11 protein-coding genes are annotated in these 15,937 nt (G+C 71.7%); 8 read left to right on the top strand and 3 right to left on the bottom strand.

Annotated elements, in window-relative coordinates:
- Nucleotides 1-642 precede the first annotated feature (642 nt).
- The 5 genes from ABT084_RS14245 to ABT084_RS14265 all read left to right on the top strand — a co-directional run bounded on the left by ABT084_RS14245 (nucleotide 643) and on the right by ABT084_RS14265 (nucleotide 6,463).
- Nucleotides 643-1,647: an AfsR/SARP family transcriptional regulator gene (locus tag ABT084_RS14245; protein ID WP_351042530.1), complete on the top strand. Its 1,005-nt coding sequence runs from the start codon at nucleotides 643-645 to the stop codon at nucleotides 1,645-1,647.
- 19 nt (nucleotides 1,648-1,666) lie between these two features.
- Nucleotides 1,667-2,287, top strand: coding sequence for a DUF6585 family protein (locus ABT084_RS14250; protein WP_351042532.1), 621 nt, complete (start codon nucleotides 1,667-1,669; stop codon nucleotides 2,285-2,287).
- A gap of 175 nt (nucleotides 2,288-2,462) precedes the next feature.
- Nucleotides 2,463-4,091 carry a D-alanyl-D-alanine carboxypeptidase/D-alanyl-D-alanine endopeptidase gene (gene dacB / locus ABT084_RS14255; RefSeq protein WP_351042535.1) on the top strand — a complete coding sequence of 543 codons (1,629 nt, stop codon included), beginning with the start codon at nucleotides 2,463-2,465 and terminating at the stop codon, nucleotides 4,089-4,091.
- A gap of 192 nt (nucleotides 4,092-4,283) precedes the next feature.
- Nucleotides 4,284-5,351 carry a tetratricopeptide repeat protein gene (locus tag ABT084_RS14260; protein WP_351042538.1) on the top strand — a complete coding sequence of 356 codons (1,068 nt, stop codon included), beginning with the start codon at nucleotides 4,284-4,286 and terminating at the stop codon, nucleotides 5,349-5,351.
- 50 nt (nucleotides 5,352-5,401) lie between these two features.
- Entirely contained in the window at nucleotides 5,402-6,463 is a 1,062-nt protein-coding gene (locus tag ABT084_RS14265) for a polyprenyl synthetase family protein (RefSeq protein WP_351042540.1), read from the top strand.
- A 21-nt stretch (nucleotides 6,464-6,484) separates the two neighbouring features.
- Here ABT084_RS14265 and ABT084_RS14270 read toward each other — a convergent pair whose 3' ends face one another.
- Nucleotides 6,485-7,594, bottom strand: a complete 1,110-nt coding sequence (locus ABT084_RS14270) for a mechanosensitive ion channel family protein (protein ID WP_351042543.1) — start codon at nucleotides 7,592-7,594, stop codon at nucleotides 6,485-6,487.
- A 359-nt stretch (nucleotides 7,595-7,953) separates the two neighbouring features.
- On the opposite strand from ABT084_RS14270, the gene ABT084_RS14275 reads away from it, so the two are divergent.
- Together ABT084_RS14275 and ABT084_RS14280 are read left to right on the top strand one after the other, a co-directional pair.
- Nucleotides 7,954-10,017, top strand: coding sequence for a galactose-binding domain-containing protein (locus tag ABT084_RS14275; RefSeq protein ID WP_351042546.1), 2,064 nt, complete (start codon nucleotides 7,954-7,956; stop codon nucleotides 10,015-10,017).
- 116 nt (nucleotides 10,018-10,133) lie between these two features.
- Entirely contained in the window at nucleotides 10,134-10,730 is a 597-nt protein-coding gene (locus ABT084_RS14280; protein ID WP_351042548.1) for a TetR/AcrR family transcriptional regulator, read from the top strand.
- 61 nt (nucleotides 10,731-10,791) lie between these two features.
- Here ABT084_RS14280 and ABT084_RS14285 read toward each other — a convergent pair whose 3' ends face one another.
- Nucleotides 10,792-11,751, bottom strand: a complete 960-nt coding sequence (locus tag ABT084_RS14285) for a LysR family transcriptional regulator (protein ID WP_351042551.1) — start codon at nucleotides 11,749-11,751, stop codon at nucleotides 10,792-10,794.
- Nucleotides 11,752-12,030: 279 nt separating this feature from the next.
- Here ABT084_RS14285 and ABT084_RS14290 point away from each other — a divergent pair, with 279 nt between their 5' ends.
- Nucleotides 12,031-15,510, top strand: coding sequence for a M28 family peptidase (locus ABT084_RS14290; RefSeq protein ID WP_502968936.1), 3,480 nt, complete (start codon nucleotides 12,031-12,033; stop codon nucleotides 15,508-15,510).
- A gap of 185 nt (nucleotides 15,511-15,695) precedes the next feature.
- On the opposite strand, the gene ABT084_RS14295 is transcribed toward ABT084_RS14290, so the two are convergent.
- On the bottom strand, nucleotides 15,696-15,905 hold the full coding sequence (locus ABT084_RS14295) for an MbtH family protein (RefSeq protein WP_351042555.1): 210 nt from the start codon (nucleotides 15,903-15,905) through the stop codon (nucleotides 15,696-15,698).
- Nucleotides 15,906-15,937 lie beyond the last annotated feature (32 nt).

Raw genomic sequence — 15,937 nt, forward strand, 5'->3', positions numbered from 1 at the left:
GACAGTTCCAGGCACGTGTCAGCCACTACAAACGACGCGGCCACACGCCACCAGAAACTGCCCAACCGTCACAGCAAGCACCGTTGCAGTACTAGTCCGGGCCGCCGTCCAGGAAGCCTCCCGACCGGTGCCGCCACGGCGCCTCCTCCGCGTTGGCTGCCAGGGTACGAGCGACCCCCAGGTCGCTAGTGCCGCGTCAGGCAATGTCCGCCCCGTCGCGACGCCAAGAGATCGGCTTCCTGGTGCCGGCCTTCCGAGCAATCGGGGGGACGCTCATCCACACCGATCGCACGCGGGAATCCGTCGAGCCGCGTCCGACTCCGTCCCTCTCGGACGGCCAGGGCCAGAGGGGACGAGGCGCGGAGAAGACCGGTGGCCGCCACCGACCACGTCCGACACCTCCACAAGCCGGTCATGAGCCGCCCCCCTTCTCCTGACGCGCTGCCTTTTCGCTGGTCGGAGGGCCTACGGGGCAACCGGTCAGATATGGCCGGTCCGGCGGCCTGGTCGCAGAGGGGCGGCCCGGCCAGTCTCGGAGGCAACGACCGGATCGACTCGTTCCGAAGACAAGGAACCCCCATGCCGATGACCGCGGTCTCCGCCCGGCCGGAGGTCCCCGCCCTCAGTCCACGAGAGCGCCGAGTGCTGTACGCGGCGGGCTGTGGCTTGTGCGACGCCGAGATCGCCGAGGTACTCGCCCTCCCCGAGCCCGAAGTGGTCGCCCTTCTCGGCCGAGTCCTCACCAAGCTCGCGCTGCCGGACCGGGCCGCCGCCATCGTCCACGCCTTCGACTGCGGCTTGGTCGCGCCCGGCCGCGGCCCGCGCCGCCGGGCGGCACAGGTGGCGCCCGTCCTGGCTCCCGGCCGACCGACGGTGGCCGTCGGCGGCCCCCGGCTGTCGCTCACACTCCTCGGGCCGCCGACCGCGCACCTCGCAGGGGAGCCCATCGATCTGGGTCCGCTGCGCCAGCAGGCGGTGCTCGCGATGCTGGCGCTCTCCTCCGACCGGCCGGTCAGCCGGAATCAGTTGCTCGACGGCGTATGGGGCAGTGAGCCTCCGACAGGCAACGTCGTGCCGGTTTACGTCTACAGGCTGCGCAAACTCCTCAGCACGGCCTCGGTGATCGAGCACGAGCGGTGCGGTTACCGGATCGGGGCGGGTCGAATCGAGCAAGATGTGACGCGGCTCGAGTCGCTCACCGCCTCAGCCGAAGCGGCCGAGCGCGCCGGTGACCTCACCGAGGCGGTGCGGCTCCGCACCGACGGTCTCGCGCTGTTCCGTGGCGAGCCCTTATCGGGCCTCCCCGGCCCATTCGCCGAGCTGGAGCGCTTTCGGCTCGGCCGCCACCGGATCGCTCTGACCCAGCGCAAGGCCGACTGCCAACTCCGCCTCGGGCACCCTTCCGAGGCCATCGACGAACTCGCCGCCCTCGCCACGGCAGAGCCACTGGACGAACCGGTCGCGGTCCTACTGATGCACACACTCCACCGCGACGGCCGCCGGGCGGAAGCCCTTTCCGTCTTCACCCGTACCCGGCGCCGCCTCGCCGAGGACCTCGGCGTCGCCCCCGGTGCCGCGTTGCGCCAGGCTCACCGGACCATCCTCTCCGGCGGTCCCGGCCTGGATCGACGACGTCCATCCAGGTGACACGAACCGATCGAACCCAATGAAGGACATCATGATGGAACCACTGCCCTCGGACATTCAAGTGACCGCGGACCAGGCCAACTTGGGCGCCCACAAGCACAGCTACGGAGATACCCGGGGCAAGGACTTCATCCAACGCCTGGACGTGTTCGACAACGGCATCGCGGTCCGGTCCAAGGACGGCACGTGTCTGGCCATCACCTGGCCCGAACTGAAGATGTATGAATCCGCCACCACCCTGTACGGAAATGTCTCACACTTCTACAACTTCGAGGACTACAACGGACACAACTTCCCCATCAACGGGGCCTGGAAGAAGTCCGACGAAATGGCCCAGGTGCTCCGCGTCGCCATTGCCGGCTCATGGGTACCCAACGCGCTGTCCAGCATCGCGGAAGGCAGGCCCTGGATCTTCGTTTCCGATCCGGCGAAACCCACGTACAAGCTGGCGCTGAGCCGGGAAGGGATAATCTTCGGCACAGTAACGCTCCCCTGGGAACACATCCAGTACATACGACTGGTCAGCGGCAACCTGGTCATCAAGAGGCACAAGAAGTTCCGGCCCGCCATGTACCCGTCGGGATGGATTCCGAACATCTACAGCTTCATGCACCTGGCCGAGACCTTGCGCGCCGGATAGCCCGCCCGGTCCGGCAGCCCTGATCATGCTCAGCAGCGCCACGACGAGGAGGCGGGCCGGGCCGGGCCGCGGCGACGTGCGGGCCGGAGGTGCCCGTGCCACGCTGGACGGAGTCCGGGGTGTACGCCGACCGGGCGACACAGCCGGTGTCCGCCGAGACCGAACGGGGCCTGCCGTGGTGCGAGGAACGAACGCGCCGTCCTGGCGGCGCCGCGCGGGCGCCGGATGCGCGGCCCTTCTGCTCGTGGCGCTGACCTCGGGGACCTCCGGGGCGGCGGCCGTCGGCGCGACGCCGACCCCGACGCCGACGCCCTCCGGCGACGGCTCCTCGGCCCCGCTCGACCCCCGCATCACGGAGATCATGCGCAAGCCGGAGTACCGCAACGCCCAGTGGGGCCTCCTCCAGACCGACCCGGACACCGGGCGGGTAGTGCACAGCGCGTTCCCCGGCCAGTTCTTCATCCCCGGGTCCACCGCCAAGCTGTTCAGCGTGTCCGCGCCCTGGAAGACCTTGGGCTCCGACCACCGCTTCGAGACGCCGCTCTACGCGGTCGGCGAGCGGCGCGGCGCGACCCTGGACGGTGATCTGGCGCTGGTGGCCCAGGGCGACCTCACCCTGGGCGGCCGGACCCGCCCGGACGGCACGGTCGCCTTCACCTCCCTCGACCACACCTACGCCAACGACGTCCCGGGCGCCACGCTCACCCCGCAGGACCCGCTCGCCGGGATCGATCAGCTCGCCCGGCAGGTGCGGCGCTCCGGGATCACCCGCGTCGCCGGGAACGTCATCGTCGACGAGCGGCTCTTCGCCCCCGATCCCGAGCTCGTCCCCACCCCGACCCCGCTGATCATCAACGACAACCTGATCGACCTGCTGTCCACCCCCGGGGACCGCGCCGACGCGCCCGCGCGGCTGGACTGGCGACCGAAGGCAGCTCCGTACCGGGTCACCTCGACGGTCAAGACCGTGGCCGCGGGCAAGCCGTCCGCGGTCACGGCGACGGCCTCCGAGAACGGCACCCGGATCCAGCTGTCCGGCACGGTGGCGGTGGGCGCCGCCCCCGTCCTGCGGGTGTCCCCCATCGCGGACCCGGCGGCCTTCGGGCGCGCCGCGCTGATCGAGGCGCTGGAACGGGCCGGGGTGCACGTCGGCGCGGCGCCGACGGGACCCAACCCGGCCGCCGCGCTGCCCGCGGACTACGACGGCCGCTCGCGCGTGGCCCTGTACACCTCGCCGCCGTACGCGGAGTACGCCAAGCTCATCCTCAAGGTCAGCCACAACCTGGGCGCCAACCTGGGCATCTGCCTGCTGGCGGTCACGGCCCGCAGCCACGACTGCATGGACGGGTTCCCGGTTCTGGCCACCTTCCTGGACGGGGCGGGCGTCGACCGCGCGCAGGTGCAGCTGCTGGACGGGCGGGGCGGCAATCCCGTCGACCGGTCCACGCCGCAGGCGGAGGCGCAGATGCTGACGTACTGGATGCACACCCCCGACGCGCGCCGCTTCCGGGAGGCGCTGCCCGTCCTCGGGGTCGACGGGCTGCTGGCCGACAACTGCCGCGACTGCCCGGCGCGCGGCAAGGTCTTCGCCAAGACCGGCGCCGCCGTCGGGCTGGACGCGCTCAACAACCGCCTGGGCGTGGGTGCGATCACGATCGCGGGCTATCTGGACAAGGGCGCCGGCCATTACGACGTGTTCTACGCCGGGGTCACCGGCGCCTCGACGCCGACGACCGACCCCAGCGGCATCCTGAGCATCGCGAACGACCTCGCGATGATCGCCGCCCACCTCCAGGAACGGTGAGGGACCGCGGGCCCGCCCCGGTCCGCGGCCCATGTCCGGACATGGTCCTTTGGGCAGAGATTGGCGTTGCTTGTCAGGCTTGAGATGTACGCGCACATCGGCTCCCAGGGGGACTCCCCCGGGCGGCCCGGTCTCATAGCTTCTTGATCGGTACGGAGTGCAGCGCTCCGTCGAACGGGAAGTGGGACGACGATGTACGGCAAGGCTTTCGCGCCCGAATACCGGGGTTCCTTAGGCGACCTCTCCGTCAACACCTCCCTGGAGGAGGTGCTGGCCAAGGCGCTGGAGGAGCGCCGCAAGGCCGATGAGGGCGGCCACGGCGCCGAGTCGGCGAGCGCGGGGCTCGCCGTCGCCGAGGCCAGCAGGCGCCTCGGCCGGGTCGAGGAGGCCGAGCAGGCGTGGAAGGACAGCTACCGGGCGGCCCGCGGGTCCGGCGACCAGGGGGCGATGGCCTGGGCGGTGTGGAGCGGCGGCACCCTGGCACGGCAGCGCGGCGCCCTCTCGCTGGCCCGGCGGCGGCTCGCGCTGGCCGCCGAACTCGCCGAGCGCGGCGGGGACGTCGTGGCCCGCGGCTACTCGCTGGCCGGGCTCGCCGAGACCGGCCGCATCCAGGGCGACCACGCGGCCGTCGGCGAACTCCACGAGAAGCTGCTGGCCGAGGCGCGCCGCCGGGGTGAGGCCCGCCACACCGTGTGGGCCCTGGAGGGCATCGCGCAGATGCACCGGGGCGCCGGCTCCTTCGACACCGCGCTGGCGCTGTTCGAGGAGGCGGCCGAGATCGCGGGGGCGGCGGGCGACGACCGGGGCCGCGCCTGGGCGCTGCGCGGGATCGCCGACGTACGCTCCGCGCGGGGCGAGACCGGGCGGGCGCTGGAGCTCTTGTCCGAGGCGGAGCGGATCTGCCGGGAGATCCAGCTGGTGAGCGCGCTGGCGTACAACCTGAAGATGCGCGGGAACGTCTTCTACCGCGCCGCGCGATACCCGGAGGCCGAGGAGTGCTACGCCGAGGCGTTGCGGGAGTTCCGCGCCATGGACGAACCGCGCGGAGAGGCGCTGTCCGGTCTGGGGCTGACCAAGGCCCTGGCCCGGCAGGGACGCGCGCCGGAGCGGACCGCGGCCGACCTCGACGCCCTGGAGGGGGCGCTCGTCCGGATCGGGCTGCGGCACGCCCGTGCCATGATCGAGCGGGCCCGTGCGGAGCTGGGCATCGTGACCGGGGAGCCGGGAGCGACCGCCGCCGACACCGCACCGGTCCACTGAGCCCGCGCCCGCCCTCGTCCCCCGCACGACCCACGACAGGAGTTCCGCCCATGTCCGCGCAGACCGGTCTGCCCACCTCCACGCTCCAGGCGACCCTGCTCCGCTCCCGGAGCCTGGTCGAGCCCGCGCTGCGCAAGGCCGTCTCGGAGCTGCATCCGGCGCCCGGCCGGATAGCCTCCCACGCCTTCGGCTGGTGCGACGAGGACGGCACCCCGACGGCCGCCGCGAACGACGCGGGCGGCAAGGGCATCCGCCAGGCGCTCGCCGTCCTGGGCGCGCAGGCCGTGGGCGCGGCCGCGGAGACGGCCGTGTCGGCCGCCGTGGCGATCGAGCTGGTGCACACCTTCTCGCTGATGCACGACGACATCATGGACGGCGACGAGCGGCGCCGGCACCGCCCCAGCGCGTGGAAGGCCTTCGGCACCGGGCAAGCGGTCCTGGCGGGCGACGCGCTGTTCGCCCTCGCCGTCCGGGTCCTGGCCGAGACGCCGGGCGAGGGGGGCGCCGCCGCACTGCGGCAGCTCACCGTGACCCTGGGCGAGCTGGTGCACGGGCAGGCCGACGACCTGCTCTTCGAGACCCGGCCCTGGACCGGTCCGGGCGCCGTGGACATCGCGGAGTACCAGGCGATGGCGGAGCGCAAGACGGGATCCCTGCTCGCGTCCGCCCTGGGCCTGGGCGCGGCGCTCGCGGGAGCGCCGCCGGAGCCGGTGGCCGCCCTCTCGTGGGCGGGGCGGCAGTGGGGCATCGCGTTCCAGGGGATCGACGACCTGCTGGGCATCTGGGGCGACCCGCGCGCCACGGGCAAGCCGGCCCACAGCGACCTGCGCCGCCGCAAGAAGACCCTGCCGGTCCTCGCCGCGATGTCCCTGGACCCGGCGGCCGGCCCCGTGCTGGCCGGCCTGCTCGGTACGCGGGGCCCGGTCGAGGAGGCCGACGTGCGGCGCGCGGCGCAGGTGATCGAGGACGCGGGCGGCCGTGACTTCGCGCTGCGGGAAGCGCGCCGCCTGCTGGACGCGGCGCGCGAGCGGATGTACGCGGCTCCGCTGGCCCCGGCCGCCGTGGACGAGCTCGTCGCGCTGTCCGAGTCCCTCCTGCGGTACGCCTCGTAACGGCTGCCGGGGCGCCGGCGCTCAGGTCGCGGTGGTGACCGTCACCGTGCGCGGTGCCTCGCGCTGGTGCGGGACCGGCGCGGGCGCGGCCGTGAGCTGGGGAGCGTCGCCCTGGAGGGAGACCGTACGGGCCGGGACGGGGATGGAGATGCCCTCCGTGCGGAACCGGTGGTGCAGGCGTTTGATGAACTCGTGCTTGATCCGGTACTGGTCGCTGAACTCGCCGACGCCCAGGATCACCGTGAAGTTGATCCTGGAGTCCGCGAACGTGTGGAAGCGCACGGCCCCTTCGTGGTCGAGCACGGCGCCGTTGATGTCGGCCATGACGCTGTCGACGACTTCCAGGGTGACCCGCTCGACGTGCTCCAGGTCGCTCTCGTAGCCCACGCCCACCTGGACCGGCAGGGACAGCTTCTGCTCGGGCTGGGTGTAGTTGGTCATGTTCGTGCGGGCGAGCCGCCCGTTGGGGATGATGACGAGGTTGTTCGACAGGTTGCGCACCACGGTGTTGCGCCAGTTGATGTCGACGACGTAGCCCTCCTCGCCTCCGCTGAGGCGGATGTAATCGCCGGGCTGCACCGTCTTCGAGGCGAGGATGTGCACGCCCGCGAAGAGGTTGGCGAGGGTGTCCTGGAGCGCGAGGGCGACGGCCAGGCCGCCCACCCCGAGGGCGGTGAGCAGCGGCGCGATGGACACGCCCACGGTTTCGAGGGCGACCAGGGCGCCCATCGCGAGGACCACGATCCGCGTGATGTTGACGAAGATGGTGGCCGATCCGGCCACTCCGGTGCGCGACTGCGCCAGCGACTGGACGAGACCGGCGACGACCCGGGCCGCGCCGAGCGTGGCCAGGACGATGAGCAGCGCGGTCAGGGAGTGGTTCACGAACCCCGAGATCCGCGAGGTGAGGGGCAGGGCCGAGGCCGCCACCGCGGCGCCCGCGATGAGGGCCGCGCCGGGCGCGAGGGTGCGCAGCGCGTCGACGATGAGGTCGTCTCCGCTCCAGCGGGTCCGCTCGGCGTGCCCCCGCAGCCACCGCAGGAGGGCCCGGAGGAGCAGTCCGGCGAGAGCGCCCGCGGCCAGTGCGATGCCCGCGACCAGCCAGTCGTGCACGACCAGGTCCCGGGTCACCGGCGGGCCTCCGTCGCGGGGCGGGCCGGGGAGGAGGGGGCGGGCGCCGCGTGCCGGGTTATCGGGGGTGTCGGGGGTGTCGTCACCTTGTCACCTGTCAGTTCGTCGTGGGAGCAGACCCGTTCGGATGTGGATGTACGCATTCCGAACGGGTTGCCATCCTCTCCCATGGCCGGGACCGCCCCCGCAGGCGGGCCGCCGAAGCGTTCTTCACCGAATCCGACGGTCCATCAGGTCAACTGTCCCGGACTATTGACTCCGTAGCCGGCAGCCGGGACCCTGGCCGCGTTGTTTGCGCGGAACATGACAATGAAGCGCCGCGCCTTCCGAGTGGACCACCCCGACCGAAGACGTGAGTGATGACCTTGACCCGAGATCCGCACACCCGGCGAAAGCCGGTCCTCGTCCTGTCGCTGCTCCTCGCCCTGCTGGCGATGGCGCTCAGCCCGGCGTCCAGCGCCGCCGCCGATCCGGGCTGGTGGAATCCGACCGCCCGGCCCGCGCCGGACTCCGGGATCAATGTCACCGGCGAGCCGTTCAAGGGCACCGACGCCCAGGGCGACGTACGCGGCTTCGTCGACGCCCACGACCACATCATGGCCAACGAGGGCTTCGGCGGCCGCCTCATCTGCGGCAAGCCGTTCTCCGACCTGGGCGTCGCCGACGCGCTCAAGGACTGTCCGGAGCACTACCCGGACGGATCGCTCGCGATCTTCGACTACATCACCAAGGGCGGTGACGGCAAGCATGACCCGGTGGGCTGGCCGACCTTCAAGGACTGGCCCGCCCACGACTCGCTCACCCACCAGCAGAACTACTACGCCTGGATCGAGCGGGCCTGGCGCGGCGGCCAGCGGGTGCTCGTCAACGACCTGGTCACCAACGGGGTGATCTGCTCGGTCTACTTCTTCAAGGACCGCGGCTGCGACGAGATGACCGCCATCCGCCTGGAGGCGCAGAAGACCTACGACATGCAGGCGTACATCGACAAGATGTACGGCGGCCCGGGCAAGGGCTGGTTCCGCATCGTCACGGACTCCGCCCAGGCCCGCGATGTCGTCCAGCAGGGCAAACTGGCCGTCGTCCTGGGCGTCGAGACCTCCGAGCCCTTCGGCTGCAAGCAGATCCTGGACATCTCGCAGTGCAGCAAGGCCGACATCGACAAGGGCCTGGACGAGCTGCACGCGCTCGGCGTCCGCAGCATGTTCCTCTGCCACAAGTTCGACAACGCCCTGTGCGGCGTCCGCTTCGACCAGGGCGCCCTGGGCACCGCCATCAACGTGGGGCAGTTCCTGTCGACCGGAACCTTCTGGCAGACGGAGAAGTGCGCCGGTCCGCAGCACGACAACCCCATCGGGCTGGCGCCCGCGCCGGGCGCCCAGAAGGACCTGCCGGCGGGCGTCGCGGTGCCGTCGTACGCCGCGGACGCGCAGTGCAACACCCGCGGGCTGACCGACCTGGGCGAATACGCCGTACGCGGCATGATGAAGCGCAAGATGATGCTGGAAGTCGACCACATGAGCGTCAAGGCCGCGGGCCGCGCCTTCGACATCCTCGAGTCGGCCTCGTACCCGGGCGTCCTGTCCTCCCACAGCTGGATGGACAGCGACTGGACCGAGCGGCTCTACAAGCTCGGCGGGTTCGCCGCCCAGTACATGAGCGGGTCCGAGGGGTTCAGCGCGGAGGCCAAGAGCAAGGACGCGCTGCGCGACAAGTACGGCGTCGGCCTCGGCTACGGCACCGACATGAACGGGGTCGGCGGCTGGCCCGCCCCGCGCGGAGCCGGCGCCCCGAACCCGGTGACGTACCCCTACCGCAGCGCCGACGGCGGCTCGGTCATCGACAAGCAGACCACCGGCCGGCGCACGTGGGACTTCAACACCGACGGCGGCGCGCACTACGGCATGGTCCCGGACTGGCTGGAGGACATCCGGCACGTCGGCGGCCAGGACGTGGTGGACGACCTCTTCAAGGGCGCCGAGTCCTACCTGCGCACCTGGGGCGCCTCCGAGCAGCACCGGGCCGGGGTGAACCTCGCCTCCGGAGCGGCCGCGTCGGCCAGCTCGTCGGAGTGGAACCCCTTCGTCAGCTACGCCCCCGGGCAGGCCGTGGACGGCAACACCGGCACCCGCTGGGCGAGCGACTGGAGCGACGACCAGTGGTTCCAGGTCGACCTCGGGTCGGCGAGCCTGGTCAAGCGCGTCACGCTGGACTGGGAGCGCGCCTACGGCAAGGTCTACCGCATCGAAGTCTCCACCGACGGATCGAACTGGCGGACCGCCTGGTCCACGGCCACCGGTGACGGCGGCCTGGACACCGCCCGGTTCAACGGGGTCTCCGCGCGCTACGTCCGCGTCCACGGAGTGGGACGCGGCACGCAATGGGGTTACTCCCTGCACGAAGTCGGCGTATACAGCAGCTGACGCGATCATGTGGGCGCCGCCCCCGGCCACCTGCCGGGGGCGGCGCCCTGCGTCACGCACGAGGCCCGACGCACCACGCGCGGCACCGCGGCGCGCACCCGGACGAAGGAGACCCCATGGCACGGATGCCGCTGGCCGAGCGCCGCCGGCAGCTGACCGAGGCCGCGATCCGCGCGATGACCCGCGACGGCGTCTCCCGGACGACCACCCGGTCCATCGCCGCCGAGGCGGGCGTGTCGCTGAGCGTCTTCCACTACTGCTTCGACTCCAAGCAGGCCCTGCTCGAATCCGTCCTCACCATGATCACCGATCACTACATCGCGGTGGTGAAGGAGGCGATCCGGCCGCGGGCCACCCTGCGCGAGACCGTCCGGGCCGGGTTCCAGGCGTACTGGGACCACGTGGCGGCCCGTCCCGCCGAGCACATGCTGACGTACGACCTCACCCAGTACGCGCTGCGCGAGCCGGGGTTCGAGCACCTGGCCCGGCGGCAGTACGAGCTGTACTGCGAGACCTACGCGCAGCTCCTCGAACAGCTGGGCCGGCAGACCGGGTTCGAGCTCCTCGTACCCGTCCCGGTGCTGGCCCGCTATCTGGCCGCCATGACGGACGGGGTCACCCTGAACTTCCTCGTCCTCGGCGACGCCGACGCCGCGGCCGGCATCCTCGACATGGTCACCGATCACGTCGCGGGGCTGATCCGCGAGCGCTGAGCGGGCCGGGCTCCGGACCCTGCGCTCAGGGCCCCTCGGCTCCGGGCCCTGTGGCTCCGGGTCAGCCGAGCGGGGGATGCACCTCCGGGTGGGCGTCCCACCAGGCGCGGTGGAAGGGGTTGTTGTCCACATTGGCCAGGTAGGCGCCCGCGGCGGCCCGGTACAGCAGCTCCGCCTGGAGGGTGGAGACCGCCGCGCGGTTCCACGCGAGCCGGATGCGGCCCACGACCGGCTCACCGGCCAGGGGGCGCAGGACCGTACCCGGCACGGCCGGGGCCGTGGGCTGGCTCAGCGAGACCGCCCGGCCCGCCGCGATCAGGTCGTACTGCATCATGCGGTCGGTGATCCGGTAGCGCAGCGAGGGCGCGAACCCGGCCTTCGCACAGGCCTCCACCAGGGCCTCGGGGCCGCCGTCGTCGTCCTCGACCAGCGTCATCCACGGTTCGTCGGCGAGGTCGGCGAGGTCCAGGACGGCCTCGCCGGCCAGCGGGTGGCGGTCGGACATCCGGATGCAGAAGGGCTCCTTGGGGACCAGGGTGCGGCCCAGCACGCCGCCGGGCAGCGGGACTTCGTGGTCGTTGACCTCGCCGTAGACGATGACGTCGTAGCGGCCCGCGCCGAGCATGCGCACCAGTGCGGTCACCGAGTCCTCCAGGTCCACGGTGATCTCCCGGCCGTACAGGTCCAGGTCGGTCCGGGCGAGCAGGCCGTCGAGCAGGACGAGCATGATGCAGCCGAGGCGCAGCGGCGTGTGCCCGGCCATCGCGCGCGCCTCGGCGCCCAGCGCGTCCATCTCGTGCAGCACCCGGCGGGCCTTGGCCAGGACGAAGTGGCCCAGCGCGGTGGGCTCCACCCCGTGCCGGCCGCGGACGAAGAGGTCACCGCCGGTGACCCCCTCGATCCGGCGGAGCTGCGCGGAGAGCGCGGGCTGGGAGACCCCGAGCTGCCGGGCGGCGCCGCCCAGGCTCCCGGCTTCCGCTATCTGGCAGACGGTGTGCAGATGCCTCAACTCGAGCTGCATTGCGGCAGCTTACGCAGCGTGACGCCCCCGGCACCATAACCCGGGTCTTATGCGCGCAGGGATGTCCCAATCTCGCCATGTCCACGCCCATACTCGGCGGCGAACCCCCCGCCCGGCACACATCCCCCGCACAGCCGTCGCACAGGTACCGCACAGATGCCGCACAGCCTTTGCCAAGGCTCTGCACAGGCTCGTCCCGGGCGGCTCACCGTCGTACCCCCCACACACGATCGGAGTGGACTCTTGCAGCCCACCAGATGGATGGCGACCGTGGCAGCGATGGCGCTGACCGCGAGCCTCGCCGGCGCGCTGGCCGGAACCGCGTCGGCCGCGCAGCAGACCGAGCGCCAAGTCCAGCCCCCACGGGCGAAGTCGGCCGAGCGCGCGGTCGCCGCCGCCGACGCGGCCGTGAGGAGCGGCCTCGACACCCTGGTCAACTCCCCCCAGCAGCAGTACGACCGGCGGATGGTCACCCCCTGGGTGCAGGACCTGTACTCCGTCGCCTACGAGCGCACCTACCGCGGCCTGCCCGTGGTCGGCGGAGACGCGGTGGTTCTCGCCGACGGCGAGGGCCGGGTCCGCGCCCTCCAGTCGGCCTCGTCCACCGCGATCGACGTGGCGACGACCCCCACCGTCACGGCGAAGGCCGCCGAGGCCACCTCCCGCAAGGAGCTGGCCAGGACCGACACCGTCCTCGACAGCAGGCTGGTGATCCGCCTCAAGGACGACCGGCCCGTGCTGGCCTGGGAGACCGTCCTGTCCGGCCGGACCGCGACCGCGCCCAGCAAGCTGCACGTGTTCGTGGACGCCCGCACCGGCACGGTGGTCGACCGCCACGACGAGGTGGCGGCGGGCAGCGGAACCAGCAAGTGGAACGGCCCGAACCCGCTGACGATCGACACCACCGCGTCCGGGGCCACGTACTCCCTGCGCGACCCGAACCGGACCGGCCTGAGCTGCGCGGACTACAGCAGCGGCAGCGTCTTCTCCAAGTCGTCGGACTCCTGGGGCACCGGCAACGCCACCTCCAAGGAGACCGGCTGTACGGACCTCATGTTCGCGGCCCAGAAGCAGTGGGACATGCTCGGGTCCTGGCTCGGGCGCAACGGCGTCAGCGGCAACGGGCGCAGCTTCCCGGGCAAGGTGGGCCTGTCCGACCTGAACGCGTACTGGGACGGCAGCTCGGTCACCATCGGGCACAACAGCGCCAACGAGTGGATCGCCGGTGTGGACGTGGTGGCCCACGAGTACGGGCACGCCATCGACACCAACACCCCGGGCGGCACCAGCGGCCAGGAGGCGGGACTCGGCGAGGGCACCGGGGACATCTTCGGCGCGCTGACCGAGGCGTACATCAACGAGCCCGCGCCGTACGACGTCCCGGACTACACCGTCGGCGAGATGATCAACCTCCAGGGCAACGGGCCGATCCGGAACATGTACAACCCGCCGGCCGTCAACAACGACCCGGCCTGCTACAGCTCCTCGATACCGGGCACCGAGGTGCACGCCGCCGCGGGGCCGCTGAACCACTGGTTCTACCTGCTGGCCGAGGGCACGAACCCGGGCGGCGGCAAGCCGAACAGCAGCACCTGCAACGGCACCACGCTCACGGGTGTCGGCGTACAGAACGCCGGCAAGATCTTCTACGGCGGCATGCTGCTCAAGACCAGCAGCATGAGCTACAAGAAGTACCGCACGGCGACGCTGAGCGCGGCCAAGTCCCTGGACCCGGCCACCTGCAACCTGTTCACCCGGACCAAGGCCGCCTGGGACGCGATCAGCGTGCCCGCACAGAGCGGTGACACCACCTGCACGCCGAGCGGTCAGAACGACGACTTCTCGATGGCCCTGAACCCCGCGTCGGGCACCGTCCAGCAGGGCGGCTCGGTCACCACCAGCGTGGTCACGAACACCACCACCGGCTCGGCCCAGCAGGTCACCCTCACCGCGACCGGCCTGCCGTCCGGGGTGAGCGCCTCCTTCAACCCGGCCACCGTGCAGTCCGGCCAGTCCTCGGTGCTGACCCTCACCGCCTCCACCTCCGCGGCTCCCGGTCCGTCCACCGTCACCGTCAAGGGCCAGGGACCGGGCCTCTCGCACACCGTCGACTACGCGCTGAACGTCGGCGGCACCCCGCCCGGCCCCGACGCGCCGAACATCGACGTCGCCAACGTGCAGGCCCACCTCGCGCAGCTGAACACGATCGCCTCCCAGAACGGCGGCAACCGCCGCGCGGGCAGCGGTGGTCACAGCGGCTCGGTGGCCTACATCAAGGGCAAGCTGCAGGCGGCCGGTTACACCGTCACCGAGCAGAGCTGCACCTCCTGCACCTACCCGTCGAACAACCTGATCGCGGACTGGCCCGGCGGCCCCGCCGACCAGACCGTCATGTTCGGCGCGCACCTCGACAGCGTCTCGGCGGGCCCGGGCATCAACGACAACGGCTCCGGCTCCGCGACCCTGCTGGAGAACGCGCTCGCCCTCGCGCAGCGCAACCCGACCCTCACCAAGCACGTGCGCTTCGGGTGGTGGACCGACGAGGAACAGGGCCTGAACGGCTCGAAGTTCTACGTCGGCCAGCTCAGCAGCGCCCAGAAGTCCGCCATCAAGGGCTACTACAACTTCGACATGGTCGGCTCGCCCAACGGCGGCTACTTCATCAACAACCTCAACTCCGCGACCTCGGCCCCGATGAAGGCGTACTGGACCTCGCTGAACCTCGCCCCCGAGGAGAACGTCGAGGGCCAGGGCCGCAGTGACGACTACTCCTTCCAGCAGGCCGGCATCCCGACCTCCGGCTACGCGGCCGGCGCCAGCGCCCGCAAGACCTCGGCCCAGGCCGCCAAGTGGGGCGGCACCGCGAACGCCGCCTACGACTCCTGCTACCACAGCGCCTGCGACACCACGAGCAACATCAGCGCCACGGTCCTGGACCGCAGCGCCGACGGTGTCGCGTACACCATCTGGAAGCAGGCCGTCGGCGGCGACACCCCGGCGCAGGACTTCTCGCTGAGCACCTCACCGGCGGCCGGCAGCGCGAACCCCGGCGGCAGCGTCAGCTCCACCGTGAACACCACCACCGTGAGCGGCAGCCCGCAAACCCTGAACCTGACGGTCTCCGGCGCGCCCACCGGCGTCACCGCCACGCTCAGCCCGGCCTCCGTGCAGTCCGGCGGCTCCTCGGCCCTGTCCGTCCAGGTCGGCGCCTCCACCGCGCCCGGCACCTACACCCTGACGGTCACGGGCACCGGCACCACCAGCCACAGCACCACCTACACCCTGACCGTCGGGGGCGGCGGGAGCTGCACCCCGCGCCAGGTCGTCGCCAACGGCGGCTTCGAGAGCGGGAGCGCCCCCTGGACCGCCACCTCGGGCGTCATCACCAACCAGGCCGGCGAGGCCCCGCACGGCGGCGCGTACATGGCGTGGCTGAACGGCTGGGGCACCCCGCGCACCGACAGCGCGGCGCAGTCCCTGACCCTGCCGACGGGCTGCTCGACCGGCCGGCTCTCCTTCTACCTGCACATCGACACGGACGAGACGGAGAGCGTCGCCTACGACACCTTCACGGTGTCGGTCGGCGGCCAGACGCTGGAGACCCTGTCCAACGTCAACGCGACGTCGGGCTACGTCCTGAAGACCTATGACGTCTCGCAGTTCGCGGGCCAGACGGTCACCCTCCAGTTCCAGGGGGTCGAGGACCAGTCCCTCCAGACCTCCTTCGTGGTGGACGACGTCACCCTCCAGGTGAGCTGACGCCCGCCGAGTCCCCCCACGGGACCGCATGAAGAGGCGCCCGACCGGGGCTGTTGCCCGGTCGGGCGCCTTCGTGCCGTGGTGCCCGGGCGTCCTGGTGACTCGCGCCGTGGCGGCTCGTCCCGTGGTGACTCGCGCCGTGGCGGCTCGTCCCGTCGCGGCTCGCGCCGTCGCGACTCGCGCCCTCACGCCTCCGCGGCGGCCATCCTGCGCCGCAGGCTGAGCGGGCGCATGTCCGTCCACACCACATCGATGTGGTCCAGGCACTCCTGCTTCGTCCCGGACGTGCCCTCGGCCCGCCAGCCCTGCGGCAGTTCGCGGTCCAGCCGCCACACGGAGTACTGCTCTTCCTCGTTGCACACGACCTGGTAGCCGCTCTCACCGCTGGCACTCATCGCTTGGGCCCTCCCGCGTTCGATCGGTCGAC

The sequence above is a fragment of the Streptomyces sp. NPDC002138 genome, from assembly GCF_040296485.1.
Lineage (GTDB): Bacteria > Actinomycetota > Actinomycetes > Streptomycetales > Streptomycetaceae > Streptomyces.